20 protein-coding genes and 1 pseudogene are annotated in these 24,275 nt (G+C 64.2%); 13 read left to right on the top strand and 8 right to left on the bottom strand.

What is annotated here, in order from left to right; genetic code table 11:
* The first annotated feature begins 68 nt into the window (after positions 1 to 68).
* Positions 69 to 1,109 (top strand): alpha/beta hydrolase, encoded by a 1,041-nt coding sequence (locus tag ACSKB9_RS25650; protein WP_438076584.1) that lies wholly within the window; start codon positions 69 to 71, stop codon positions 1,107 to 1,109.
* A 110-nt stretch (positions 1,110 to 1,219) separates the two neighbouring features.
* Positions 1,220 to 1,477, top strand: a complete 258-nt coding sequence (locus tag ACSKB9_RS25655) for a GCG_CRPN prefix-to-repeats domain-containing protein (RefSeq protein ID WP_156436045.1) — start codon at positions 1,220 to 1,222, stop codon at positions 1,475 to 1,477.
* Between the two features lie 182 nt (positions 1,478 to 1,659).
* On the opposite strand, the gene ACSKB9_RS25660 is transcribed toward ACSKB9_RS25655, so the two are convergent.
* Entirely contained in the window at positions 1,660 to 2,064 is a 405-nt protein-coding gene (locus ACSKB9_RS25660; protein ID WP_229191219.1) for a YccF domain-containing protein, read from the bottom strand.
* 219 nt (positions 2,065 to 2,283) lie between these two features.
* Between ACSKB9_RS25660 and ACSKB9_RS25665 the strand changes: the two genes are divergently transcribed.
* Positions 2,284 to 2,922 carry a carboxymuconolactone decarboxylase family protein gene (locus ACSKB9_RS25665; RefSeq protein ID WP_057015382.1) on the top strand — a complete coding sequence of 213 codons (639 nt, stop codon included), beginning with the start codon at positions 2,284 to 2,286 and terminating at the stop codon, positions 2,920 to 2,922.
* 162 nt (positions 2,923 to 3,084) lie between these two features.
* Here the strand turns inward: ACSKB9_RS25665 and ACSKB9_RS25670 are convergent, their stop codons facing one another.
* Positions 3,085 to 4,857, bottom strand: a complete 1,773-nt coding sequence (locus ACSKB9_RS25670; protein ID WP_438076586.1) for a putative bifunctional diguanylate cyclase/phosphodiesterase — start codon at positions 4,855 to 4,857, stop codon at positions 3,085 to 3,087.
* A gap of 204 nt (positions 4,858 to 5,061) precedes the next feature.
* Entirely contained in the window at positions 5,062 to 6,024 is a 963-nt protein-coding gene (locus ACSKB9_RS25675) for a sensor histidine kinase (protein ID WP_018269225.1), read from the bottom strand.
* A gap of 179 nt (positions 6,025 to 6,203) precedes the next feature.
* On the opposite strand from ACSKB9_RS25675, the gene ACSKB9_RS25680 reads away from it, so the two are divergent.
* Positions 6,204 to 7,046 carry an SDR family NAD(P)-dependent oxidoreductase gene (locus ACSKB9_RS25680; RefSeq protein ID WP_438076589.1) on the top strand — a complete coding sequence of 281 codons (843 nt, stop codon included), beginning with the start codon at positions 6,204 to 6,206 and terminating at the stop codon, positions 7,044 to 7,046.
* A 463-nt stretch (positions 7,047 to 7,509) separates the two neighbouring features.
* Here ACSKB9_RS25680 and ACSKB9_RS25685 read toward each other — a convergent pair whose 3' ends face one another.
* Positions 7,510 to 8,751, bottom strand: coding sequence for an LLM class flavin-dependent oxidoreductase (locus ACSKB9_RS25685; protein ID WP_225648491.1), 1,242 nt, complete (start codon positions 8,749 to 8,751; stop codon positions 7,510 to 7,512).
* 272 nt (positions 8,752 to 9,023) lie between these two features.
* On the opposite strand from ACSKB9_RS25685, the gene ACSKB9_RS25690 reads away from it, so the two are divergent.
* Together ACSKB9_RS25690 and ACSKB9_RS25695 are read left to right on the top strand one after the other, a co-directional pair.
* The gene (locus tag ACSKB9_RS25690; protein WP_438076591.1) at positions 9,024 to 10,430 is read left to right on the top strand and encodes an MFS transporter; all 1,407 of its coding nucleotides are present in this window, start codon (positions 9,024 to 9,026) and stop codon (positions 10,428 to 10,430) included.
* Between the two features lie 209 nt (positions 10,431 to 10,639).
* A complete protein-coding gene (locus ACSKB9_RS25695) occupies positions 10,640 to 11,821 on the top strand; it encodes an extracellular catalytic domain type 1 short-chain-length polyhydroxyalkanoate depolymerase (RefSeq protein ID WP_438076593.1) in 1,182 nt (393 codons plus the stop codon).
* 8 nt (positions 11,822 to 11,829) lie between these two features.
* Here the strand turns inward: ACSKB9_RS25695 and ACSKB9_RS25700 are convergent, their stop codons facing one another.
* The gene (locus ACSKB9_RS25700) at positions 11,830 to 12,498 is read right to left on the bottom strand and encodes an MBL fold metallo-hydrolase (RefSeq protein WP_057015387.1); all 669 of its coding nucleotides are present in this window, start codon (positions 12,496 to 12,498) and stop codon (positions 11,830 to 11,832) included.
* Between the two features lie 175 nt (positions 12,499 to 12,673).
* On the opposite strand from ACSKB9_RS25700, the gene ACSKB9_RS25705 reads away from it, so the two are divergent.
* Together ACSKB9_RS25705 and ACSKB9_RS25710 are read left to right on the top strand one after the other, a co-directional pair.
* Positions 12,674 to 13,486, top strand: a complete 813-nt coding sequence (locus tag ACSKB9_RS25705) for an RMD1 family protein (RefSeq protein WP_438076595.1) — start codon at positions 12,674 to 12,676, stop codon at positions 13,484 to 13,486.
* Positions 13,487 to 13,688: 202 nt separating this feature from the next.
* Positions 13,689 to 15,296 carry an alpha-amylase family glycosyl hydrolase gene (locus ACSKB9_RS25710; RefSeq protein WP_438076597.1) on the top strand — a complete coding sequence of 536 codons (1,608 nt, stop codon included), beginning with the start codon at positions 13,689 to 13,691 and terminating at the stop codon, positions 15,294 to 15,296.
* On the opposite strand, the gene ACSKB9_RS25715 is transcribed toward ACSKB9_RS25710, so the two are convergent.
* Positions 15,284 to 16,984 carry an alpha-amylase family protein gene (locus ACSKB9_RS25715; RefSeq protein ID WP_438076599.1) on the bottom strand — a complete coding sequence of 567 codons (1,701 nt, stop codon included), beginning with the start codon at positions 16,982 to 16,984 and terminating at the stop codon, positions 15,284 to 15,286. The two genes, ACSKB9_RS25710 and ACSKB9_RS25715, sit on opposite strands and share 13 nt — an antisense overlap.
* 217 nt (positions 16,985 to 17,201) lie before the next feature.
* Here ACSKB9_RS25715 and ACSKB9_RS25720 point away from each other — a divergent pair, with 217 nt between their 5' ends.
* On the top strand, positions 17,202 to 17,684 hold the full coding sequence (locus ACSKB9_RS25720) for an MmcB family DNA repair protein (protein WP_438076601.1): 483 nt from the start codon (positions 17,202 to 17,204) through the stop codon (positions 17,682 to 17,684).
* Between the two features lie 325 nt (positions 17,685 to 18,009).
* Here the strand turns inward: ACSKB9_RS25720 and ACSKB9_RS25725 are convergent, their stop codons facing one another.
* Positions 18,010 to 18,564 carry an ActR/PrrA/RegA family redox response regulator transcription factor gene (locus ACSKB9_RS25725; RefSeq protein WP_016845514.1) on the bottom strand — a complete coding sequence of 185 codons (555 nt, stop codon included), beginning with the start codon at positions 18,562 to 18,564 and terminating at the stop codon, positions 18,010 to 18,012.
* A 135-nt stretch (positions 18,565 to 18,699) separates the two neighbouring features.
* On the bottom strand, positions 18,700 to 20,019 hold the full coding sequence (locus tag ACSKB9_RS25730) for an ActS/PrrB/RegB family redox-sensitive histidine kinase (RefSeq protein WP_438076603.1): 1,320 nt from the start codon (positions 20,017 to 20,019) through the stop codon (positions 18,700 to 18,702).
* 123 nt (positions 20,020 to 20,142) lie between these two features.
* Between ACSKB9_RS25730 and ACSKB9_RS25735 the strand changes: the two genes are divergently transcribed.
* From ACSKB9_RS25735 to ACSKB9_RS25750, 4 genes and pseudogenes are all read left to right on the top strand, one after another.
* Entirely contained in the window at positions 20,143 to 20,949 is an 807-nt protein-coding gene (locus tag ACSKB9_RS25735) for an ABC transporter ATP-binding protein (RefSeq protein WP_438076605.1), read from the top strand.
* Positions 20,946 to 21,770 (top strand): ABC transporter permease, encoded by an 825-nt coding sequence (locus tag ACSKB9_RS25740; protein ID WP_438076607.1) that lies wholly within the window; start codon positions 20,946 to 20,948, stop codon positions 21,768 to 21,770. Before ACSKB9_RS25735 ends, ACSKB9_RS25740 begins: the two co-directional genes overlap by 4 nt.
* 128 nt (positions 21,771 to 21,898) lie before the next feature.
* Positions 21,899 to 23,228, top strand: a pseudogene (locus ACSKB9_RS25745) (polyhydroxyalkanoate depolymerase).
* 198 nt (positions 23,229 to 23,426) lie between these two features.
* A complete protein-coding gene (locus ACSKB9_RS25750) occupies positions 23,427 to 24,266 on the top strand; it encodes a M48 family metallopeptidase (protein ID WP_438076609.1) in 840 nt (279 codons plus the stop codon).
* Positions 24,267 to 24,275: the final 9 nt, after the last annotated feature.

A 24,275-nucleotide genomic window follows, 5' to 3' on the forward strand; every position in this document is an offset into this window, starting at 1 on the left:
TTCACGGGTGAATCTGCGTCTGGCGCGCCATGATCCAGCCGAGCTCGCGGCAGCAACGGAGTCGAACCATGCATCACCGGGCCTGGCTTGCGGCCGCGGCATTGCTCGTCGTGGCGGCGGCGCACGTACCCGCGGCGTCCGCGACGCAGGCACAGACCGAGCGCGACCGGAAACCGGTCAAGGAGATCGCCAATGCGCGGATTGCCGTCGGCAAAGCGAGCTTTCCGCTCTACCTCTCGGCCGACTGGTCCAACCCGCTGCCGGATGTTACGCGCGCGGTGCTCGTGCTGCATGGCGTGCTGCGCAATGCCGACGACTATTTTCGCGCGGCGCTGAGCGCGCAGGCCGCGGCCGGCGATGCCGGCGAGCATGCGCTGATGATCGCGCCGCAATTCCTGATCGAGTCCGACGTCGAGGCATTCAAGCTGCCGGCGGAGACGCTGCGCTGGAGCCTCTATGGCTGGCAGGGCGGCGAGCCCGCGCTCGCGCCGAGCGCGGCGAGCTCGTTCGAGGCGCTCGATGCCGTCCTGGCGAAACTCAGCGACCGCAAGCTGTTTCCGAACCTGCAGCAGGTCGTCGTGTTCGGTCATTCCGGCGGCGGCCAAGTGGTGCAGCGCTATGCGATCGCGGTGAAGGGCGACCAGGTCCTGCTGCGCGAGGGCATCGGCGTGCGCTATGTGGTCGCCAATCCGTCCTCCTACGCCTATTTCACCAAGGAGCGGCCGGAGCCCGCGATCGCGGCGAACTGCCATGGCTATAACAGCTGGAAATTCGGCATGGACAACCGCCCGCCCTATCTTGCCGAGCCTTCGCCGGCTGCGCTGGAGCAGGCCTATGTCGCACGCCGCGTGATCTATCTGCTCGGAACGCTCGACACCAACCCCAATCATCCCGCGCTCGACAAATCTTGCATGGCGGAGGCCGAGGGGCCGTACCGTTACGCGCGCGGGCTTTCCTATGCCGCCGTGATGCAGGCCCGCGACGGCGGCGCGCCAAACCACAGCGTGTGGGATGTGCCCGGCGTCGGCCATGCGGGCGGCAAGATGCTCAATTCGCCCTGCGGCCTGACCGCCGTATTCGACATCCCCGGCTGCGAGGCGGCGCGCTGAGCCCCCCGACACCAGAATTTGTGCGCGGAGACGGTGGCAAGCGGCACAGAGATCGCCTACGCTTGTGCCGCGAATGGAGCAGCACGACCGACAGCTCGATGGAGAACATCATGAGAGCAGGTTTGATCACGCTTCTGACAGCCGGTGCCTTCCTCGGCTTGACCCCGGCCAACGCCGCAGAGGGATGCGGTGACGGTTGCCACAGGACCTCACGAGGTGCCTGCGTGATCGACGGCTGGGGCACCGCTGCGCGGGTCAGGAATGAGTGTCCCGCCACCTCGCGCCCGCGCCCGCCGTGTGGTGGCGCTGGCTTCGTCTGGCGGCGCGACTACCAGGCTTGCAGCCAGACCACGAAGGATTGGCTCTAGTGTGCTGAATGCGAAGTTCGTGCGATTTCGCGGCAGCCACTTTCACGAACTTCGCATTCATAAAGCACACTAAAATCATAAGTTTGCTAGTGTCCTTATCGAATCCGAAGTTCGCTCCGAAGGTGCGGCAAATGATGCGAACTTCGGATTCGGGACACTAGCCGTCGACGGCCTGGCCAGCGTCACGCCGGCACGATCACCTTGCCGATCGGCCACAGCGCGATGCCGGCAAGCTTGAGATGCGCCCAGGCGAACGGGATGCCGATGATGGTCACCGCCAGCAGGATCGCGGTGATCACATGGCCGATCGCGAGCCACCAGCCGGCCAGGATGAACCAGATCAGATTGCCGATCACGCCGAGCGGTCCGGTACCGATGTCGGATGCGCCGGTCACCTCATCGCGGCGCACCGCACGCGAGCCGAACGGCAGCAGCGTGTAGACGGCGATGTTGAAGGCGGCGCGCGCCCAGGGCAGCCCGATAATGGTCACAGCCATGATCACGGCGGCGACCAGCCAGCCGAACGCCATCCACGCGCCGCCGATCAGGATCCAGAGGATGTTCAGGAGGATAGATACAGGCTGCATGGCTGACACCTTCGCGCCGCTTGGGACTGCTCTTTATATACGCCGCCGCCCGGCGCTGCGGTAGGTGTGGCCTAACCGCGCGCCTGCCGTGACGAGGCGCTTCACCGGCGGCCGGCACCGAACGACAGCTGGCACCTCATTGCATCCATCCCGACGGCAATTAATCTCGCGCGACCGGGCAGGGCGCAAAGACGCCTGCACCGAAAAGGGAGAACAACAATGAGAACAATATTCGGAGCAGGGATCTTGGCGGCGCTGGCATTGTCGGTGTCGGCCGTGCGGGCTGAGGACGCCGTGCGCTTCGCGCCGCTGAAGGCGGAGGAACTGTCGCCGGCGCAAAAGGCCTGGGCCGACATGATCAGCGCGCCGCCGCGCAATGCCAAATTCACCGCGCCGCCCTACCGCGCCTATATCCGCAATCCCGATCTGGCACCAAAGCTGTCGAACCTGTCGGAGTATCTGCGGTGGAATACCTCGCTGCCGGCGCGGCTCAGCGAAATGGCGATCCTGATCACGGCGCGGCACTGGACCGCGCAATATGAATGGTCCGCGCACCATCCGCTGGCGATCAAGGGCGGGCTCGATCCGAAAATCGCGGACGCGATCGCCAAGGGCACGCGGCCCGAGAGCATGAAGGACGACGAGGCCGCGCTGTACGATCTCGGCATCGCACTCTATCGCGACAAGAAAGTCAGCGACGCTGTATACAAGGCGGCGCTGGATAAATTCGGCGAGCGCGGCATCACGGATATCATCGCCATCATGGGCTATTACGACATGGTCTCGATGATGCTGATCACGATGCAGGCCGGCCCCGCGAACAACGGCGTGCAGCCGTTGGCGGTGCTGGAGAAGTAGGGCGTCTGCAGCGGTCTCGCGTTCTTACCTCTCCCGCCTGCGAGGGAGGTCGACGTGCGCAGCGCGCGGCGGGGGGCTCTCTCCCCAGTATGACTCGTGGTGAAACCCCCACCCCAACCCCTCCCCCGCAAGCGGGAGAGGGAGCGCAGTCACATCGCGCCCTTACCGTCGAAAGCCGCTGGCGCGCGAATAGCCCTGGCGGCCTTCCTGGGCGGGGCGCGCGGCCATGCTGGCGCGCGTTTCGCTGGCGACCGGCGTCGCCGGCTTCAAATCCTCGAGGAAGATCGGCTTGGCGAAGTAATAGCCCTGGGCATAGCGGATCTTGGTCGCCGCCTGCAGATAGGTGAGCTCCTCGTAGGACTCGATGCCTTCGGCGATCACGGTCATGCCGAGCGCCTCGCTCAGCGATTCGATCGCGCGCAAGATGCCCTGGCTGCGCGGCCGCTGATGGATGTCGGTAATGAAGGAGCGATCGATCTTGATCTCGTCGGCGGTGATATCGGCGAGCGCCGACAGCGACGAATAGCCGATGCCGAAATCGTCGATCGAGATGCCGACGCCGATGCCGCGCAGGATCGGCAGGATCTGGTCCTGGAAATGCGATCGCGTCACGAACGCGTCCTCGGTCACCTCGATCATGAAGCGTTTCGGGAATCCGGTCTCCTCGAGCGCGCGAGCGAACCGGCGCATGAATTCGAGGTTGGAGGCCTGCTTGGCGGCGACATTGATGCTGATCGTCGCCGTCGGACCGAACGTGTCGTTGATCAGGTCGATCGACTTGACGATCTCCGCCAGCACCAGGAACGTCAGCTCGTCGATCAGGCCGAGCTCGACCGCGAGATCGATGAAGGTGCCCGGCGCCTGGATCACACCCTCGTCGTCGCGCAGCCGCACCAGCGCCTCGATGCCCTTCACCTCCTGGGTGCGGATATCGACCTTGGCCTGGAACGCGCAGCAGAAGCGCTTTTCGAGAATCGCCAGTCGCAGCGACTGCTCGATCTTCATCCGCGCCAGCGCCTCGCGTTCCATGCTGTTGTCGAAGAACGCGGTCGAGCCCTTGCCGTTGTTCTTGACGCGGTACATCGCGATGTCGGCGTTCTGGCGCAGCGCCTCGTAGCTCCGGCCATGCATCGGATAGAGGCTGACACCGATCGAGGTCGAGGCGAAGATCTCGGAGTCCTCGATGAAGAACGGCGCCTTCAGCCGCTCCTGCATGACATGGATGAATTCGGCGACCTCGTCATTGCCGCTGATCGGGTTGAGCAGCAGCAGGAATTCGTCGCCGGAGATGCGCGACAGGATATCGGTGTCGCGCAGCGCGTGGCCGAGTCGCTTCGACAGTTCAACGAGCAGCGCATCGCCGATCGCGTGGCCGTAATAGTCGTTGATGTGCTTGAAGTTGTCGACGTCGAGGAAGGCGAGCGCGAAATGGCCTTGCGAATCGTCGCGGATCAGGCCGTTGACGCGGTGCTCTATCACCCGGCGGGTCGGCAGGCCGGTCAGCTCGTCGTAATAGGCCGAGCGGAACAGCTGGTCCTCGAACGCCTTCTGCTCGCTGATGTCGGTCGAGGTCGAGATCACGAGATTGCGACCGGCGATCCGGACCGGCCGGTGCGAGGTCAGGAACACGTATTTGGATGCGCCGCAGGAGAGCGTTTCCTCGAGCACCACCGGACGGCCGCTGCGCAGCAGGTCCAGGTTGGCGGCGTGGCGCTCGTCGACCGGGGACGGCTGGCTCGCGCTGGCGGCCAGCTGCAGCTGGCTCGCGGCTGCTTCATTCACCAGGATGAGCTGGCCCTGCTCGTCCTGGACGGTCACTCCCGCCGGAAGGAGTTGGAGAAGGTCGCGCAGGATACGCAATTCATTGCCGGAAATATCGTCTTGGCCGGGCACTGCCGCGCCCGCCTGAAAATCGTGTCTGGTGAGACTATGCATGCGCGGACCTTGGCAAAGTCCGTTGTAGTTTTGGTTAAGCGGACCTGCGAAATGCCGTGACAGAATGAGACCGCGGCGGCTTTCGCAAGCCGTCGCGGCAATCGTCATTAACAGAGTATCAATGTCGGCTGCGACCGCTGGTGAAAGCGATTGCGCTGCGCGCGGTTGCATCGACACATGCGCGTGTGCCGGAAAGCCGACTTATCAACAGCTCGGAAGCTTGCACTGCATGGTGCAGTGAACACCGGTCTTCAAGTAACTGATCTCGGTCTTGCCGTCGAACGGCCGCAGCGCCGATTTGAGCAGCTTGGTGCCGAAGCCGGCTTCGCCGATCGCCTCGACCACCGGTCCTTCGGTCTCGTCCCAGATCACGTTGAGACGTCCGTCGTCGACCGTCCATGACACTTGTAAAAATCCGCGCGGCGAGGAGAAGGCGCCGTATTTTCCGGCGTTGGTTGCGAGCTCATGGAAGATCAGCGCCAGCGAGACGGCGAGCTTGGCGGGCAGGAACAGCTGCTCGCCATTGAGGTTGAACCGCACGTGGCCGTAGGGCCCGAGTTCCGAGCGCAGCAAATCCTTGATATCGCAGCCATAGCCATCGACCCGCGCGATCAGATCGTCGGTTGCCGAGAGCGCGCGGATGCGATGGTCGATGCGCTGCCAGACATCGGGCCGGTCCTGCAGCGCCTGATGGAGCACGGCATGAATGGTCGAGGACTTGTTCTTCAGGCGGTGCTGCAATTCGTCGACCACAACCTTGCGGTACTGCTCTTCCTCGATCAGCCGTTTGGAAACTTCGCGCTGCTGTGCGACCAGGGAACGGTAATGCTCGACGCCCCAGATCGCGATGCCGCACACAACCCAGAAGATCATCAGCAGCGCAAAGCGCGCAGGATCGGCATGCGCGCCGCTGAAATTGAGGACGACGCCGAGCAGGCCGCTCGCCAGCGCGGTCGCGATCCCGATCCGGAAACCGCCAAGGGCGGTGGCAAAGAACACCGCCGGGAAATAGGGCGTGAAGAACACATCCGGCCGGATCTGGGCGAGCCCGAAGCGCGCGGCCGTGGCCAAAACGAGACAAAGCACCGCGAAGGCGACCGCAAGCCGCACCGACGGCTGGGCATCGCCCCGCCAACACGCCCTGAAATCGTCGATCCACTTCGCCATCGGTCGTTCCAGTTCACGTGAACAGGCGACCCAAAATAAGGCCGCTGCGACCGAAAAACCGCAGTTGTGGCCTTCTGGCCACAGGCGGACCTTGCGAGCGTGGCGGCTTGCAAGTGCTTGTATTGGCAGCAGGAGCTGGGGAATATCCGCAACATCATACGTAAGTTGAGGAGACCGACGTGGGACGGCTGGACGGCAAGGTCGCGGTGATCACAGGGGCGACCAGCGGCATCGGGCTGCGCACGGCGGAGATCTTTGTCGCGGAGGGCGCGAAGGTGGTGATTGCCGGACGCCGCGCGCCGGAGGGCGAGGCACTGGCGCGACAGCTCGGCGAGACCTGCGTGTTCCGTCAGACGGACGTCACGGTCGAGGAACAGATGCAGGCGCTGATCGCGCTTGCGGTTGAGAAGTTCGGCCGGATCGACTGCCTGTTCAACAATGCCGGCGGCCCGGCGCAGACCGGGGGCATCGAAGGCCTCGACGTCGAGCGGTTCGATGCCGCGATGGCGACGCTGGTGCGCAGCGTCATGCTCGGCATGAAGCATGCCGCGCCCTACATGCGCAAACAGGGCTCCGGCAGCATCATCAACAATGGCAGCATCGCCGGACGGCTCGCCGGCTTCTCGTCGTCGATGGTCTATGGCGCCGCGAAGGCCGCGGTGATCCATTTCACCAAATGCGTGGCAATGGAGCTCGGCGAGTCCGGCATCCGCGTCAACTCGATCTCGCCCGGCGCGATCGCCACCGGCATTTTCGGCAAGGCGCTCGGGCTGTCGACGGAAGCGGCGGAGAAGACCGCGGCCGTGATGCGCGAGGTCTACAAGGCAGCGCAGCCGATCCCGCGCGCCGGCCTGCCCGACGACATCGCGCATGCCGCGGTGTTCCTGGCGAGCGACGAGTCGAGCTTCATCAACGGCCATGACCTCGTGATCGACGGCGCCATCACCGGCGGCCGCAACTGGAGCCAACAGCAGGCCGGCTACGTCGCGCTGCGCAAGGCGTTCGATCAGGGCGCGGGGTAGCAGCATCCGTCATTGCGAGCGACGCGACTTGTCCGCCGAAACCGTGGCGAAGGCGGAAGCAATCCATAGCGTGCGCTGCCGATTCCCTAGGGCGAGGAAAATGCATGAAGCGCGTCTTGATCACGGGCATGTCTGGAACGGGGAAATCGTCCGCGATCGAAGAGTTGGTTGCGCGCGGTCATCGGGCTTACGACCTTGACACACCCGAATGGTCTCACTCGCACGCGGCATGTGCGGGTGATGACGTCGCATTGTTTGGCGTCTTGAAGCGCAAACCATCCCCGCCGTCGTCCCGGCGAAGGCCGGGACCCATTACCCCGAATGGTCATTGTTGAGCGACGCTGGAACGACGAGCCCCTTTCACAACACCCGCAGCGGCGTATGGGTCCCGGCCTTCGCCGGGACGACGGCGGTGGATGTGGCGCGAGCTGGCGTTCTTTCTTCCTCCAGGAAGGGTCGCAAATCACGCCTTCTGCTTGGCCGCGGCCTTCGCAAGATCCGGCGCATTCACGGCGGGGATCGCGACCCGGCCGGGGCCGGTTTGTTGAAGCGCGGCGGCGGCCTTGTCGTTCTGCATGATCTTGGCCATGACAGCCTGGCCGGCGCGTTCGAACACGGCGCGGTTGTCGATCAGGAACTGGCGCGACTTGCGCAGGCCGTCGATATAGCCGTTGATCTCGGGCACGACATAGCGCGCGACCATGTCCCAGCTGCGGCGGGTGTTTTCCGGATTGGCCCAGTCGTGCGCGAAGCCGATGATCGAGCCGACGCCGCCGGAGACATCGACCAGGTTCTTGATCATCTTGATCAGATCATCCGGCGTGCCGATGGTGGACGCGGCGCCTTCGACGAAGGCGGTCTTGTCGACGGCCTCGTCCGGCGAGGAGAACGCGGTCAGGCCCGGCCGCATCAGGGTGCCGACGTTATATTCGTTGTGCCAGCGCATCAGCCCGGCGCCGGCCTCGCGCCGCGCCTGTTCGCGGGTCTCGGCGATGTGCCAGGACAGCAGCACGCGCCAGTTGGCGCGGCTCACCGTGGTGCCGGCCTTCTTGGCGGCATCCTCGGCGAACTGCCATTGCTGCGGCAGCGCCATCAGGCCCTGGGTCGACATCGAGCCCAGCGAGATGATGCCGATGCCGTATTTGCCGGCGAGCGTCATGCCCGACGGCGAGATCTGCGAGGCCACCACGAACGGCATGTCCTCCTGCAGCGGCAGGATCTGCAACGCGGCGTCGTGCATCTCGAACCAGTCGGTCTTGGCGGTGACGCGCTCGCCGTTGAACAGGCGGCGGATCACCGCGATCGCCTCGTCCTGGCGGTCGCGCTGGGTCATCGGGTCGATGCCGAGCGTATGGGCGTCGGAGGCGAGCGCACCGGGACCAGAGCCGAAGATGGCGCGGCCGCCGGTCATGTGGTCGAGCTGCACCATGCGCTGCGCGACGTTGAAGGGGTGGTGATAGGGCAGCGAAATCACGCCGGTGCCGAGCTTGATGCGCTTGGTGCGCTCGCCGGCGGCGGCCAGGAACATCTCCGGCGAGGCGATGGTCTCCCAGCCCGAGGAGTGGTGCTCGCCGCACCAGAATTCGTCGTAACCGAGCGCGTCGAGCTGCTCGACGAAATCGAGGTCGCGGCGGAATTGCAGCATCGGATGCTCGCCGATCGGGTGATGCGGGGCGAGGAAGGCTCCGAACTTGAGGCGCGCCATGGGTCGTTCTCTCCGGACTATTGTTATCGGGGGCTTTCCGCCAACCTACGGGGTGCCCCGGGGCAAGGCAATGCTCCGAGGCTGCGGCGCCCGCATGGTTGTTGCGCAAATCGGCGGCGATTGCCGCCGTCCGGAATGTTTCCCAGCGCGTCAACGCAAATTGGCAGCCGGGGCTCGAGCGTCTGTGATCCCGGGCTTACCTCGCAGGTAATCGAAGCGATGACCGGAATCTACTGATGTCCGCCGTAACGTCATTTCGGGCAGGACAGGACATGCACCAGATCGTTTCGACACGAGCGGAGACGTCCCGCCGCTGGTGGGTGCTGGCGATCGTGGTGTCGGCGCAATTCATGTTCGGTGTCGATGCCTTCATCGTCAACGTCGCGATCCCGACGATCGCGGCGGAGCTGCACGCGACGCCGGCAGAGATCGAGGCCGTGATCGCGATCTACCTGATTGCCTTTGCCACGCTGGTGGTCACCGGCGGCCGGCTTGGCGACATCCATGGCACCAGGAACGTGTTCATCGCCGGCGTCGCCGGATTCTCGGTGACCTCGCTGTGGTGCGGTCTCGCGCAGTCCGGGCCCGAGCTCATCGTCGCGCGGCTCGCGCAGGGTGCAACCGCGGCGCTGATGGTGCCGCAGGTGCTGGCGACGCTGCATCTGCTGTTCTCAGACGCCAGCCGCGCGCGGGCGTTCGGCATCTACGGCATCGTGCTGGGGCTCGCGGGAGCCGCCGGCTTCATGCTCGGCGGCGTGCTGGTGACGCTCGATCTCGCCGGCCTCGGCTGGCGCGCGGTGTTTTTCGTCAACGTGCCGTGCGGCGTCGTCATCATCGCGGCGGCATTGAAGATCATGCCGACGGTGCCGCGCCGGGCCGGCACGCGGCTCGATATCCCGGGCGCGATCGTGCTGTTCGCGGGCCTGCTGTGCCTGATCGGTCCGCTGCTGTTTGGCCATGATCTCAACTGGCCGGCATGGGTCTGGCTGGTGATGGCCGTGGGCATCGCTGTGATCGCGACCTTCGTGCGGCTCGAACGGTCCGTCGCGCGCCGCGGCGGCATGCCGCTGATCGATCTGTCGCTGCTGTCGGATCGCGCCTTCATGCGCGGCCTGGTCGCGGTGTTTTTCTTCTTCTTCGCCAACCTGTCGTTCTACCTGATCATGACCATGTTCGTGCAGAAGGGCCTGCAGATTCCGCCGCTTCAGGCCGGGCTGGTGTTCGTGCCGCTGGCGCTGACCTTCGTGGTTGCCTCGCGTCACAGCGGCGTGCGCGCCCGGCATCGCGGCACGCTGGTGCTGATCGAGGGCTGTGCGCTGCAGGTCGTCGGTCTCGCCGTGCTCGTCGCGACAATTCAGGTGGTCGCGGCACCGTCGGCACTGCTGCTCGCGGTGGTGCTGATGATCTTCGGCTACGGCCAGGGGCTCGTCATGGCGCCATTGTCGAGCGCGGTGCTCGCGAGCGTGCAGCCCGCCAGCGCCGGTGCCGGCTCCGGCATGTACGGCACGACGACGCAGATCGGCAACGCGGCCGGCGTTGCCGCGATCGGCGCAGTCTTCTTCGCAATCGAGAGTACGATGTCAGCACGTCTGGCGCTGTTTGCGGCATGCGCATTGTTTGTGCTGTCGATATCAATTTCAGCCGCATTTCTGTCATGGATGCGCCGCGCCACGGCGTGAATCCGGCGGCACGTGACGCGCATTCCTGAAAAGTTGATGCTCAAACAAGGTGCTACGGCAACTATTTCGACCGGCCCGCAGCGCGATCACGCATTAACGCCAATTCTCACAATTCCGCAGGGAAAGACAGCACACGGCCTTTTCATTTTGCAGTGCAGCAATTATCTGATCGGGTGACACAGAAGACTAAATCACCTCAGGAGTTGCTGTTGTCCCTGATCAACAACGTCGAATTTCTGCGTCATCTGCCGAAGATGAACGCGTTCAGCGGCCTTGGCGCACTCGCGCCGGCCGTGCCGACGCCGCTCGTCGAGACGACCGAATTCGGCGTCAACCCCGGCGATCTGAAAATGTTCTCGTTCGTGCCCGCGCAGCTGGCGCGGTCGCCCGCGCTCGTCGTGGTGCTGCATGGCTGCGGCCAGACTGCCGCGTCCTACGATCACGGTGCCGGCTGGTCGGCGCTTGCGGCGCATTACGGCTTTGCACTGCTGATGCCGGAGCAGCAGTCTTCCAACAACGGCAACACCTGCTTCAACTGGTTCAACCCGCAAGACATCGCGCGCGGGCAGGGCGAGGCCGCGTCGATCAGGCAGATGATCGCGCATCTGGTCGGCACGCATGAGATCGACCCGCGCCGCATCTATGTGACGGGTCTGTCCGCCGGCGGCGCGATGGCCTCGGTTATGCTCGCGACCTATCCGGATGTGTTCGCTGCCGGCGCCATCATCGCCGGCCTGCCGTTCGGCGTCGCCACCGATCTGCGCGAAGCGCTGCACGCGATGATGCATGGCAGCGCGCTCTCCGCGCCCGAGCTCGGCGGTCTGATGCGCAACGCGTCGACGCATGGCGGCGCATGGCCGAAGATTTCGGTGTGGCACGGCAGTGCCGACCGCACCGTGCATCCCGGCAATGCCGATGCAATCGTGCGGCAGTGGCTCGACGTGCACGGCCTGCCGCTTGCCGCGATGTCGAAGGCGGATGTCGACGGCCATCCGCGCGAGGTGTGGTGGGACGCCGACGGCGAAACGCTGGTCGAGTCCTACACCATCGCCGACATGGCGCATGGCACGCCGCTCGGGCTTGCCGACAATGACGAGCGCTATGGCGTGGAGGGCGCGTTCCTGATCGAGGCCGGGATCTCCTCCTCCTATCACATCGCGAGCTTCTTCGGCCTGACCGATAAGGTCCGTCAGCCGCATATCGCGCCGACCGGAATTCCGCGCGAGCGCGCCGACACGGTCTCGATGACGGTACCGGTGCCCGCGGCCGAGCCGGAGGTGGCTTCCGGCCGCAAGAGCGATCGGCCGCGCAAGCGACGGAGCAAGGGTGTCGATGTCGGCGGCGTCATCACGCGGGCGCTCACCGCCGCAGGGCTGATGAGCAAGGGCTGATGAAGTAGCTACATCTCGCCGGTCAGGAACGGATTCGTCATCCGCTCCTGGCCGATGCTCGATCCGGCGCCATGGCCGCAGATGAAGCCGACGTCGTCGCCGAGCGGCAGCAGCTTGTCCTTGATCGACTGGATCAGGGTCGGATGGCTGCCGCCGGGCAAATCGGTGCGTCCGACCGAGCCGGCGAACAGCACGTCGCCGACATGTGCGAAGCGCAGCTCCTTGTTGAAGAACACCACGCTGCCCGGTGAGTGGCCGGGGCAGTGCAGGATGTCGAAGGTGAGATCGCCAATCGAGACCTGATCGCCCTCATCGAGCCAGCGGTCTGGCCCGAAATTGCGCACCCCGGTCATGCCGAAGCGCGCGCCGCTCGAGACGACATTGTCGAGCAGATATTTGTCGGCGATGTGCGGGCCCTCGATCTTGACCTGCAGCGCGTCGCGCAGTTCTGCAGCGCCGCCGACATGGTCGATATGACCGTGGGTCAGCCAGATCTTCTCGACCGTCACGCCGGTCTGCTTGATCGCGGCCTGGATCTTCGGCACGTCGCCGCCCGGGTCGATCACCACGGCCTTCTTGGTGGGCTCGTGCCAGATGATGGTGCAGTTCTGCTCGAACAGCGTCACCGGCACGATGATCGCGCCGGCCTTCGGTTTGGTGTCGGTTGTCTCGTTCATGGGGGCACCATAGGCTTCCGGGAAACGTCGTCAACACGCGCCGGAAATGCGGCTGCCCCGGCGTGTGATCCCAAAACGGACCGTGATAAGGTCACTTCCAGCAGAACAAGTTCGTGAGCAGGCCGGCACGCGGCTGCTCTCGATCATGATTCAAGTCCTCGCAGTCCGGAACTTCATGACCCAGGCTTCCAAATCACCGCTCGGCGGATCCCGGACCACCGCGCGCGCCTTCTTCGTCGCGGACCGCATCAACACGTCGGGCCTCGAGCACGGCGACGTGCTGGCCACGACGCCGCTGGCGTTTCGCGTCAATGAAAACGGCGTGGCGATCCTGTTCCGCTACGGCGTCGTCGTTCTGATCGGCCTCAATGCGCTGGAGGAGGATGAATTCCTGCGCAGCCTGCAGTCGCGCATGACCGGCCTGTTCACGCGGCGCGAGGAGGAGATCGCGATCATCGAGCTCGCCGCCGAGAAGGAGGATCAGATTCCGCCGGGCGGCCCGATCTATCTGCAAGGCCTTTCGCCGGAGCGGCTGATCCTGGTCGGCGAGGCGTTGGCGAAAAGCGTGGTGCTGGCGCGGCACGAGCGCGAGGTCCGGGCAGTCTTCGACACGACCGAGCCGCTTGCACGTGAGCTCGCCAAGGGCGGCCGCGTCCATCGCGGCCGCGTTGCGATCCTCAAGCACATCGGCAACGCGCTGCTGGTGCGACATCGCGTAGCCGGACCGGTCGAAGTGTCGGAGAAGCCCGATATCCTCTGGGACAAGCCGCAGCTCGAGCGCCTCTACGCCAGGCTCGAGGACGAGTATGAATTGAAGGAGCGTGCGGAATCGCTGAACCGCAAGCTCGCAGTCGTCGCCGAAACCGCGCAGGTGCTGACCGACATCATCGACACCAGCCGCTCGCTGCGGCTGGAGCTGATCATCGTCTTCCTGATCCTGTTCGAGGTGCTGATCACCATCTATCAGCTGGCGATGGCCCGCCACTAAGACACGTTGCGAACGGCGTAGCCCGGATGCAGCGCAGCGAAATCCGGGAGCTTCGTCAGCCGCTCCAGTGGCCCCGGATTGCGCTTCGCTTCATCCGGGCTACGGCGCCATTTTTCCGTCCCGAATTGTGCGTCATCCCTGAACCGATCGGCCGCTCCGGGCGCGGAGCGGCCTGGGCCGGGCTGCGAGCTTGGGGGACGGGATGGATCAGGACAACAGGGACTGGTGGCGACGCGGCATTTTCTATCAGGTCTATCCGCGCTCATTTCAAGATAGCGACGGTGACGGCGTCGGCGATCTCAAGGGGATCATCACGCGGCTGCCCTACCTGACGCGGCTCGGCGTCGACGCGGTCTGGTTGTCGCCGATCTTCCCGTCGCCGATGGCTGATTTCGGCTACGATATCTCCGATTACACCGGCATCGACCCGCTGTTCGGGACGATGGAGGATTTCGACGCGCTGGTCGCCGCCGCGCACGATTCCGGCCTCAAGCTGATCCTCGATCTGGTGCCGAACCACACCTCCGACCAGCACCAATGGTTCATCGAAGCGAAGAGCTCGCGCGATAATCCCAAACGCGACTGGTACATCTGGCGCGACCCGGCGCCGGATGGCGGCCCGCCCAACAACTGGCTATCCGAGTTCGGCGGCAGCGCCTGGGCGTATGACGAGACCTCAGGCCAATACTATTATCACGCCTTCCTCGCGCAGCAGCCCGATCTCAACTGGCGCAATCGCGAGGTCAGGGACGCGATCTACGACGTGATGCGCTTCTGGCTGCGCAAAGGTGTCGACGGTTTTCGCGTCGACGTGATCTGGCACCTGATCAAGGATGCCGACTTCCGCGATAACCCGACAAACCCGCACTATCGCGAGGGCCGGCCGCCGCACGAAAAGCTGCTGACGCAATATTCGACCGATCAGCTCGAGGTGCACACCGTCATCACCGAGATGCGCAGCGTCACCGAGGAATTCGACAACCGCGTGCTGATCGGCGAGATTTATCTGCCGCTGCATCGGCTGGTCGCCTATTATGGCAACGACCTGCGCGGCGCGCAGATGCCGTTCAATTTTGCGCTGCTGTCGACCTTGTGGAGTGCGCGTGCGGTCGAGATGATCATCGCCGATTACGAAAAGGCGCTGCCGCCGGGGGCGTGGCCGAACTGGGTGCTCGGCAACCACGACCGGCCGCGGGTGGCGAGCCGGGTGGGGCCGGCGCAGGCGCCGGTCGCCGCGATGCTGCTGCTGACGCTGCGCGGCACGCCGACGCTCTATTACGGTGACGAGATCGGCATGCGCCAGGTTGCGATTGCGCCGGATCAGGTGCGCGATCCCTTCGAGAAGAACGTGCCGGATATCGGCGTCGGCCGCGATGGCTGCCGCACGCCGATGCAATGGAGCGCCGAGCGGCACGCCGGCTTCTCGACGGCGCCGCCGTGGCTACCGCTGGCGCAGGATTTTGCCAGCGACAATGTCGCAAGTCTCGAGGCGGAGCGGACGTCGATCCTCAATCTCTACAAGGCGCTGATTGCACTGCGGCGAAGGCTGCCGCAGCTCGTCCATGGCAGCTATGAGCCGGTGGCGGCGCACGGTGATGTGCTGCTTTACCGGCGGCGCAGCGCTGAGGGCGTCGCCGTGATCGCGCTGAATTTCGGCGCGGCCGCCGCGTCGGTGTCCTCAAGCGCAATCGGCTTCAGCAATGAAGTCCTGCTGTCGACCTTGATGGACCGGCAGGGCGAGAAGGTCGAAGGCGTGCTCGATCTGCGCGCCAATGAGGGCGTGATCCTCGGGCCGCATCAGGACGATTGACGCCGGGTGCGGGGCTCCATGGTATCGATGTCGCTGCGCTTGAGCAGATGGTCGAGCCCACCGACCCGGTACCAGCGATAGCCATAGGCCTCGATCAGGAGCTTGTGGCGACCGGCATCGTCGGCGCGGCTGTGGTCCTCGGTCAGGAGGTTGACCAGAAGATCGCCGGCGTCGTCGGGCAGCCCGACGTTGAAGGAAATCTCGAGCGGCTTTTCCGCGAAATTATGCACGAACAGCACCGAGTTGTTACGCCAGTCGTACCGGATGATCAGGATGGCGGGATTTCGGGTTGCGATAACCTTGAGATCTCCCCAGCCGACCTCGGGAACTTCCTTGCGCATCCGGACGATGCGCTCGGTCCAGTTCAGCATCGAATTGGGGTCGCGCCGCTGCTTGGCCGCGTTGACGTGCTCATAGCCATACGGTCCATTGTCGATGACGGGCACACATGGCCGATCGCTCTCGGTGAAGCCGGCGTGCGGCTCGGTCGACCATTGCATCGGCGTGCGCGCGCAACCGCGTTCGGGCAGGTCGAGATTGTCGCCCATGCCGAGTTCATCGCCGTAACGGATCACGGGCGTACCGGGAAGCGTGCACATCACGCTGTAGGCGAGCTCGATGCGTCGGCGGTCGCCGCCCAGCATGGGCGCAAGCCGTCGCCGGATGCCCCGGTCGTAGAGCTGCATGCTCTTGTCGGCACCGAATGCCTCGAACACCGTCTCGCGCTGCGGCTTGGTGAGGCGGCCGAGGTCGAGTTCATCATGATTGCGCAGGAACAAGCCCCATTGTGCGGTCGCGGGCCGTGGCTTGGTCGCAGTCAAGGCCTTCGCCAACGGCTTCGTATCCGCCGACGCCAGCGCGTAGAACAGATGCTGATTGACGTGGAAGTTGAACATCATGTGCATCCGGTCGCCGTCACGCCCGAAATATTCCATGTCCGTCTCGGGCAATACGTTGGCTTCGGCGAGGATGATCGCGTTGCCCTGGCGCCATTGCAGGAATTCCCGAAACGATCGCAGCATGTCGTACTGCTCGACCGGCTTGCGCCTGGAGGCGCCCTTGGTCGCGATCACGAAGGGCACGGCGTCCATGCGGAAGCCCGAGACGCCGAGCTGAATCCAGAACCCCATGATCTTGAGGATCTCGGCCTGCACATGCGGGTTCGATGTGTTGAGGTCCGGCTGGAAATCGTAGAAGCGATGAAAGTACCAGGCACCGGCTTGCTTGTCGCGCGTCCAGGTCGATTTCTGAACGCCGGGAAATACCATGCCGGTGTTGGCATTGGCGGGCTTCTTGTCCGACCAGACATACCAGTCGCGGTACGGCAAGTCCTTCGAGCTGCGCGCTGATCGAAACCAGGCGTGCTGATCCGAGGTGTGATTGACGACGAGGTCGATGATGACGCGGATGCCGCGCTGCTGGCACCCATGGGTAAATTCAACGAAATCGCCCAGCGTGCCGTAGCGCGGATCGACGTCGTAATAATCCGAGATGTCGTAGCCGTCGTCCCTGTTGGGCGAAGGCTGAAACGGCATCAGCCAGATCGCCGTGATGCCGAGCCCGTGCAAATAGTCCAGGCGCCGGAGCAGGCCGCTGAAATCACCGATGCCATCGCCGTTGGCATCCATGTAGGTGCCAACCGACAGGCAGTAGATCACTCCGTTCTTGTACCAGAGGTCGTCGATCACCAGGCGATCCTCACCAGTCCACCTGTGGCGGCGGCCGGGAGGATAAGCGGTGAGGCGGCGACGGGTTCCTGTGGAGCGCCGTCCCGCAACGGAGCCGGACGACGCTCCGTGCCGGCCTGACGCTGCCGCGCTCTATCGGTGGGAGCATGATCTCCGCGGAAAGCCGGCTTCCACTTTTCCGGATCATGCGCTCGTGGAATCGGCTAATCTTCGCTCTATGAACTCATCCGCCCGCCAGATCGCGCTTGTGCCCGCGCCCGACCGACGCCAGTCGGAGACCGCGCTTGCGATCGCGCGCGGCACGGCGCGGCTTCTGAGATCGCTGGGATTTTCCTGCATCAGCGAATTGCCGCTGCCGTCCGGCCGAAGAGCCGATCTGGTCGCGCTGAACGAGCGCGGCGAGATCTGGATCGTCGAGATCAAGTCGTCGGTCGAGGATCTGCGCGCCGACCAGAAATGGCAGGACTACCGGATGCATTGCGACCGGCTGTTCTTCGCCTTCACGCAGGATCTGCCGTGCGAGATCTTTCCCGTCGACACCGGTTTGATCATCGCGGACGCCTATGGCGGGCATCTGCATTGCGAGGCGCCGGAGCATCGCCTGCCGGCGGCCACGCGCAAGGCGATGACGGTGCGCTTTGCCATGGCCGCGGCGCAGCGCATCAACCGCCTGGTCGATCCGCAGGGGCACGAGTTTTAGCGAAGAACATTGCTGCCCCGTCATCCCCGCGCAAAGGCCTCGCCTTTGTCGCCGGAGGCGCGAGCGGAGCGAGCCTCGAAGGATGGTTCGGCCGGGCTGGTGGCCGTCGACCCTTCGAGCGCGCGCAAGGGCGCGCTCCTCAGGGTGACGGACAGCTTGTTGGATTCCGTAGGATGGGTAGAGCGAAGCGAAACCCATCAGCTTCGGGACACCGGGAGAGAGGATGGGTATCGCTTCGCTCCACCCATCCTACGAAGCTGCCCACCCTACAAAAGCAAATGGCCGGGACGAGCCCGGCCATCGCGAAAACAAATGAAGCGATCGCTTAGCGCGGTGCGCGCTTGGCGAGGATGCGCTGCAAGGTGCGGCGGTGCATGTTGAGGCGGCGCGCGGTCTCCGAGACGTTGCGGTTGCACATCTCGTAGATGCGCTGGATGTGCTCCCAGCGCACGCGGTCCGCCGACATCGGATTGGCCGGCAGCTCGGACTTCTCGGTGCCGGTCGCGAGCAGCGCGGCGACGACGTCATCGGCGTCGGCGGGCTTCGAGAGATAATCGACGGCGCCCATCTTCACCGCGGTGACGGCGGTGGCGATGTTGCCGTAGCCGGTCAGCACGATCGCGCGCGCCTCGGGGCGCTTGCGCTTCAACGCCGAAACGACGTCGAGGCCGTTGCCGTCGCCGAGGCGGAGATCGACGACCGCGAAAGCGGGCGCGGCGCGGCCGATCTCGGCGAGACCATCAGATACCGTGTCGCATGACTTCACCGCGAAACCCCGCGTCTCCATCGCGCGCGACAGACGTTCCAGGAACGGCTTGTCGTCCTCGACGATGAGGAGCGAGCGGTCGGCATGGTCATTCAGTTCAGTGATGGCGTTCACGATCCATTTTTCCCTGTGGCAGACCCCTAACATATGGGGTCCTGACTGCGGCGCTGCCAAGGCAGCCGAAAGTCGCGTGCTCGTCTGGAAAGAGCGATGCATCCGTAATGCCAGGGTTGCGATTAAGAATCGTTCTTAGGATCCGGTTTCGTCGCCCGGCGCGGATTCCTCAAAGCGCTCGCGCGGCCAGACGATCTGCACCACGGCGCCGTGATCGGGAAAGGTGCGATTGGTAAACGACACCTTGGCGCCAGTGCGTTCCAGCAGCGTCCTTGCGATGAAAACGCCCAGACCGAGGCCCCCACGTGGGTTTTGGGCCTCATCCGCACCTCGGCGACGCGACAGATACGGCTCGCCGATCCGCTTTAGCATGTCGGGCGCGATGCCCGGACCGTCGTCGGAGACGACGACTTCAACGGTCTCGGCGTTCCACCACGCGTTCACCTCGACGGTCTGGTGCGCGAAATCGACCGCATTTTCGAGAATGTTTCCGACGCCATAGAGGATCGCCGGATTGCGCGCGGCGACCGGTTCAGGCGTTGCTGCGACAGCAAGCCGCACCTTGATGTTGATGCCGAAATCGCGATGCGGCGCCACCGCCTCCTCGATCAAGGTCGACAGCTTCATGGTGTCGAACGGCGCACCGCTCGATGACAATTGCGCGATCTTGCTCAGGATGTCGCGGCAGCGCTGCGCCTGCTCACGCAGGGTCTTGAGGTCGCCGGCGATCGCCGCGTCATGCACCGTCTTCTCGAGCTCGCGCGAGATCAGGAAGATCGTCGACAGCGGCGTTCCGAGCTCATGCGCGGCGGCGGCGGCGAGGCCGTCGAGCTGAGTCAGGTGCTGTTCGCGTGTCAGCACCAGTTCGGTCGCGGCCAGCGCATCGGAGAGCTGGCGCGCTTCCTCCGTCACCTGGAATGCGTAAAGACTGGTGACACCGATCGCGAGCAGGATCGAAAGCCAGACGCCGATCAAATAGATCGGCGGCAGCACCAAGGGATCGTCGGCGTCCCAGGGCAGCGGCAGATGGTAGAAGAACAGCGCCGAGGCGCAGGCGACCGCAAGGCAGCCGAGCGCTATCGTCAGCCGGATCGGCAGCACGGTGGCCGAGATCAGGACCGGCGCCAGGAACAGGAACGAGAACGGGTTCTGCAATCCGCCGGTGAAGTACAGGAGGCCGCCGAGCTCGACGATGTTGAACGCGAGCAGGGCCGCGGCATAGGCCGGCTCCAGCCGCTGCATCGGGTTGAAGGCGATCTGCAGCGCCAGATTGAGCAGCGCCGAGAACGTCACGATGGTGACGCATGGGACGATCGGAACGTCGAATTCCAGTCCCTGCGCCACGATGAAGATGGCGACGAGCTGGCCGAGCGCGGCGAGCCAGCGCAGCCGCAGGATCGTATCCAGGCGGACGTAGCGGCGGGGTTGGCGGAAATCGGAAGCGACGTCGGTCATCCCGGGACCTTAGCTGTGCCGTGGGCGGCGCACAAATTCGCGACTTAGCGCGCCGATGCAGGGCAAGCCTTTAATTACCGCCAAGCCTTGCGCTTATTGTCGCAATGGCTCAATGACGGCCATATGCAACAGGTCGGGACAGGTCAGAGGCAAGCTCCGGCGGCTGAACAAGGCGAGTCGGCCGCGATCGACGTCGCGCATCTGGTCAAGGTCTACAAGACCACCCGCGCGGTCGACGATATCTCGTTTCGCATCGCGCGCGGCAGCATCACCGGCCTGCTCGGCGGCAACGGTGCCGGCAAGACCACGACGATCGCGATGATCATGGGCCTGGTGCTGCCGACCTCGGGCAGCGTCGAGGTGCTCGGTGCGAGAATCCCCGAGCAGCGCTACGACGTGCTCGGCCGGATGAACTTCGAAAGCCCCTATGTGGACATGCCGATGCGGCTCACGGTGCGGCAGAACCTGACCATTTTCGGCCGCCTCTATGCCGTACAGCATTTGCGTGAGCGGATCGACCAGCTCGCCGACGATCTCGATCTGAAGGAATTCCTCGACCGCTCCAACGGCAAGCTCTCCGCCGGGCAGAAGACCCGCGTCGCGCTGGCGAAGGCGCTGATCAACGAACCCGATCTCTTGCTGCTCGACGAGCCGACCGCATCGCTCGACCCGGATACCGCCGACTGGGTGCGGCAGCATCTCGAGACCTATCGCAAGACCCATAACGCGACCATCCTGCTGGCGTCACACAACATGCTGGAGGTCGAGCGCCTCTGCGACCGCGTCATCATCATGAAGCGCGGCAAGATCGAGGACGACGACAGCCCCGAGCGGATTATGGCGCGCTACAACCGCGACACGCTGGAAGAGGTGTTTCTCGACGTGGCGCGCGGCCGCCTGCGGGAGGGCGCGCCAGAGGGCACACCATGAGCGAACTCGTCAGCCAGCACCAGCACACCATTTCACTGCAACGCATCAACGCGATGGTGCTGCGCTATTGGTATCTCCTGATGTCGTCGTGGCCGCGGCTTTTGGAGCTGGTCTACTGGCCGGCATTGCAGATCATCACCTGGGGCTTCCTGCAGAATTATATCTCGCAGGCATCCGGCTTCTTCGCCAAGGCGGGCGGCACGCTGATCGGCGCCGTGATCCTGTGGGACATCCTGTTTCGAGGACAGCTCGGCTTCTCGATCTCGTTCCTGGAAGAGATGTGGGCGCGCAATCTCGGCAACCTGATGATGAGCCCGCTGAAGCCGATCGAATTCCTGCTCTCGCTGATGGTCATGAGCCTGATCCGGCTCGCCATCGGCGTGATCCCGATGACGCTGCTGGCGCTGTTCTTTTTCGGCTTCAACTTCTACGCCATCGGGCTGCCGCTGATCGCGTTCTTCTGCAATCTGATCTTCACGAGCTGGTCGGTCGGCGTGTTCGCCTCCGGCCTCGTGCTGCGCAACGGGTTAGGGTCGGAAAGCATCGTCTGGACGCTGATGTTCGCGGTGATGCCGCTCGCCAGCATCTACTATCCGGTCGAGGTGCTGCCGGCCTGGCTGCAAGCTGTCGCCTGGACGCTGCCGCCGACCTATGTGTTCGAAGGCATGCGCTCGCTGTTGATCGATCACGTCTTCCGTGCCGACCTGATGGCCTGGGCGCTGGTCATCAACGCGGTCCTGTTCGCTGCCTCTTTTGCGATCTTCCTTGCCCTTTTGCAGAGCGCCAAGCGCAATGGGTCGCTGCTCGGTGGTGGTGAATAAATGTCACTTTCTCGTGGATTCTCGGCCTTTTAGCCCGATATCGCCCCCAGATTCGGCTCGCGGCGCATTGACGCATTGTTACGCATTGGTCAGTATGCTGCGGCGCAAAACAGGGGTCTGAAAATACTATGCCCATCGGTGAATTTGGCGGTGCCCCGCCACTAGCGGCGGAAGGCAGCCCGGCACTCACGACGCCGTTGTACTGGATGTACGAGATGGCGCATGCGTCGCTCAATCCGGTGCGCGCGGTAACCGACGCCACCAAGATCCTGTTTCAGAACCCGCTCAATCCGTGGACCCACACTGAGTTCGGCAAATCGATCGCCGCCGGCTGTGAGCTGTTCGAGCGCACCACGCGCCGCTACGGCAAGCCGGAATGGAACCTGCCGACGACCGAGGTCAACGGCATCCGCACTCCTGTCGAGGTCCGTTCGATCTGGGAAAAGCCGTTCTGCCGCCTGCTGCATTTCGATCGCAAGCTGACGCGTCCGCTGCGTTCGCCGCAGCCGCGCGTGCTGATCGTGGCGCCGATGTCGGGCCACTATGCGACGCTGCTGCGCGGCACGGTCGAGGCGTTCCTGCCGACGCATGAGGTTTACATCACCGACTGGGCCGATGCGCGCATGGTGCCGCTCGCGGCCGGCCGGTTCGATCTCGAGGATTATGTCGACTACCTGATCGAGATGCTGCACGCTCTCGGCGGCAACATGCATGTCATCGCGGTGTGCCAGCCTTCGGTGCCTGTCGTGGCAGCGGTTTCCGTGATGGAATCAAACAACGACCCGTTCGTACCGCTTTCGATGACGCTGATGGGCGGGCCGATCGACACCAGGCGCAATCCGACCGCGGTCAACAACCTCGCCGAAGAGCGCGGCATCGAGTGGTTCCGTAACAATGTCATCACCAAGGTGCCGTTCCCGCATCCGGGCGTGATGCGTGACGTCTATCCGGGCTTCCTGCAGCTCAATGGCTTCATCAGCATGAACCTCGACCGGCACATGGACGCGCACAAGGCGCTGTTCGCCAATCTGGTCAAGGGTGACGGCGATCTCGTCGACAAGCACCGCGAATTCTATGACGAGTATCTCGCGGTGATGGATCTCACCGCCGAATATTACCTGCAGACCCGTCGACCTCGTCTTCGTCAAGCACGCGCTGCCGAAGGGCGAGATGACCCATCGCGGCAAGCCGGTCGATCCGTCGAAGATCCGCCGCGTCGCGCTGATGACGGTCGAAGGCGAGAAGGACGACATCTCAGGTCTTGGCCAAACCGAGGCGACGCACGCACTCTGCACCGCGATCCCGAACCATCGCCGCGTGCATTACGTGCAGAAGGGCGTCGGGCACTATGGCGTGTTCAACGGCTCGCGTTTCCGCTCCGAAATCGTGCCGCGGATCTCCGATTTCATGGTTTCGGCGGCCAATACGCGGCTTTCCCTGGTCGCTGCAGCCGAATAGGTATCGCCCCGGCCGCGATTTTCGCGGTCGCACAAGTCACTGATTTAACTAAAAGAATCTCAAATCAGACCAGGCTCAAAGGGTGAATATAATTTCATTCTTTGGGCCTTTTTCGTAACCTTGATTCATCGGAAAAATTCCGGTTCCAGCCCCTGCCGGTAGAGGTCAATTAACGGCCAGCCCCTGTATATTGGGCAAATGATTTGTTTTTGCGCCGAGCGCTTTCCCTGGCGGCGGATATGGCAAAGTTCGGGCGAACTCCTGCTCCCCGGACTCTCAGAAATGGCTACTCGCGCGCTCCTCTATCGGCGGCCTGCCGAACCCGCGACCGTATTGGTCAGACACGGCTCCCAGTTTTTCACCATCAGGTTGCGCCGGCACAGGCGCGCGCGCCGCTACACACTCAGGATACATCCGACCGATCGCGAGGCGATCCTGACGATGCCGCCGCGCGGCACGATTCCGGAAGCCAAGGAGTTCGCCAATCTCCATGGCGGCTGGATCGCCGCCCGTCTCGGCCGTTTGCCGAAGGCCGCGCCGTTCCAGCCCGGCACCGTGGTGCCGTTGCGCGGCGTGCCGCATCGGCTGGTGCACCGCTCGGGCGAGCGCGGCACGGTGTGGACCGAGACGCGCGACAGCGGCGAGAGGATCATTTGTGTTGCCGGCGGCGTCGAGCACATGGATCGTCGCGTGCACGACTTCCTCAAGCGCGAGGCGCGCAAGGACCTGCAGAAGGCGGCGCAGCTTCACGCCGCGGAACTCGGTGTGCGGGTACGCCGGATCTCGATCCGCGATCAGTCGAGCCGCTGGGGCTCGTGTACCTCGGCGGGTTCGCTGTCGTTCTCATGGAGGCTGATCCTGGCGCCGCCCTTCGTGCTCGATTACCTCGCCGCGCATGAGGTCGCCCATCTCGTCGAGATGAACCACTCGGCGCGGTTCTGGCGGGTGGTCGACAAGGTCTGCGCGTCGGTGACGCGCGCCAAGAACTGGCTCGATACCTACGGCAACGACTTGCACCGCTACGGGATCCAGGAGTAGGGCGCGGCA

Origin of the sequence: Bradyrhizobium sp. BR 1433 (assembly GCF_051547665.1) — a bacterium.
GTDB lineage: Bacteria > Pseudomonadota > Alphaproteobacteria > Rhizobiales > Xanthobacteraceae > Bradyrhizobium > Bradyrhizobium australafricanum.

Coding starts and splice junctions, on each gene's coding strand:
- ACSKB9_RS25705 (WP_438076595.1), top strand. CDS start 12,674: ATGACCCAGGCTTCCAAATCACCGCTCGGCGGATCCCGGACCACCGCG.
- ACSKB9_RS25665 (WP_057015382.1), top strand. CDS start 2,284: ATGAGAACAATATTCGGAGCAGGGATCTTGGCGGCGCTGGCATTGTCG.
- ACSKB9_RS25675 (WP_018269225.1), bottom strand. CDS start 6,024: ATGGCGAAGTGGATCGACGATTTCAGGGCGTGTTGGCGGGGCGATGCC.
- ACSKB9_RS25700 (WP_057015387.1), bottom strand. CDS start 12,498: ATGAACGAGACAACCGACACCAAACCGAAGGCCGGCGCGATCATCGTG.
- ACSKB9_RS25720 (WP_438076601.1), top strand. CDS start 17,202: ATGAACTCATCCGCCCGCCAGATCGCGCTTGTGCCCGCGCCCGACCGA.
- ACSKB9_RS25660 (WP_229191219.1), bottom strand. CDS start 2,064: ATGCAGCCTGTATCTATCCTCCTGAACATCCTCTGGATCCTGATCGGC.
- ACSKB9_RS25730 (WP_438076603.1), bottom strand. CDS start 20,019: ATGACCGACGTCGCTTCCGATTTCCGCCAACCCCGCCGCTACGTCCGC.
- ACSKB9_RS25685 (WP_225648491.1), bottom strand. CDS start 8,751: ATGGCGCGCCTCAAGTTCGGAGCCTTCCTCGCCCCGCATCACCCGATC.
- ACSKB9_RS25710 (WP_438076597.1), top strand. CDS start 13,689: ATGGATCAGGACAACAGGGACTGGTGGCGACGCGGCATTTTCTATCAG.
- ACSKB9_RS25670 (WP_438076586.1), bottom strand. CDS start 4,857: ATGCATAGTCTCACCAGACACGATTTTCAGGCGGGCGCGGCAGTGCCC.
- ACSKB9_RS25750 (WP_438076609.1), top strand. CDS start 23,427: ATGATTTGTTTTTGCGCCGAGCGCTTTCCCTGGCGGCGGATATGGCAA.
- ACSKB9_RS25650 (WP_438076584.1), top strand. CDS start 69: ATGCATCACCGGGCCTGGCTTGCGGCCGCGGCATTGCTCGTCGTGGCG.
- ACSKB9_RS25655 (WP_156436045.1), top strand. CDS start 1,220: ATGAGAGCAGGTTTGATCACGCTTCTGACAGCCGGTGCCTTCCTCGGC.
- ACSKB9_RS25735 (WP_438076605.1), top strand. CDS start 20,143: ATGCAACAGGTCGGGACAGGTCAGAGGCAAGCTCCGGCGGCTGAACAA.
- ACSKB9_RS25740 (WP_438076607.1), top strand. CDS start 20,946: ATGAGCGAACTCGTCAGCCAGCACCAGCACACCATTTCACTGCAACGC.
- ACSKB9_RS25690 (WP_438076591.1), top strand. CDS start 9,024: ATGCACCAGATCGTTTCGACACGAGCGGAGACGTCCCGCCGCTGGTGG.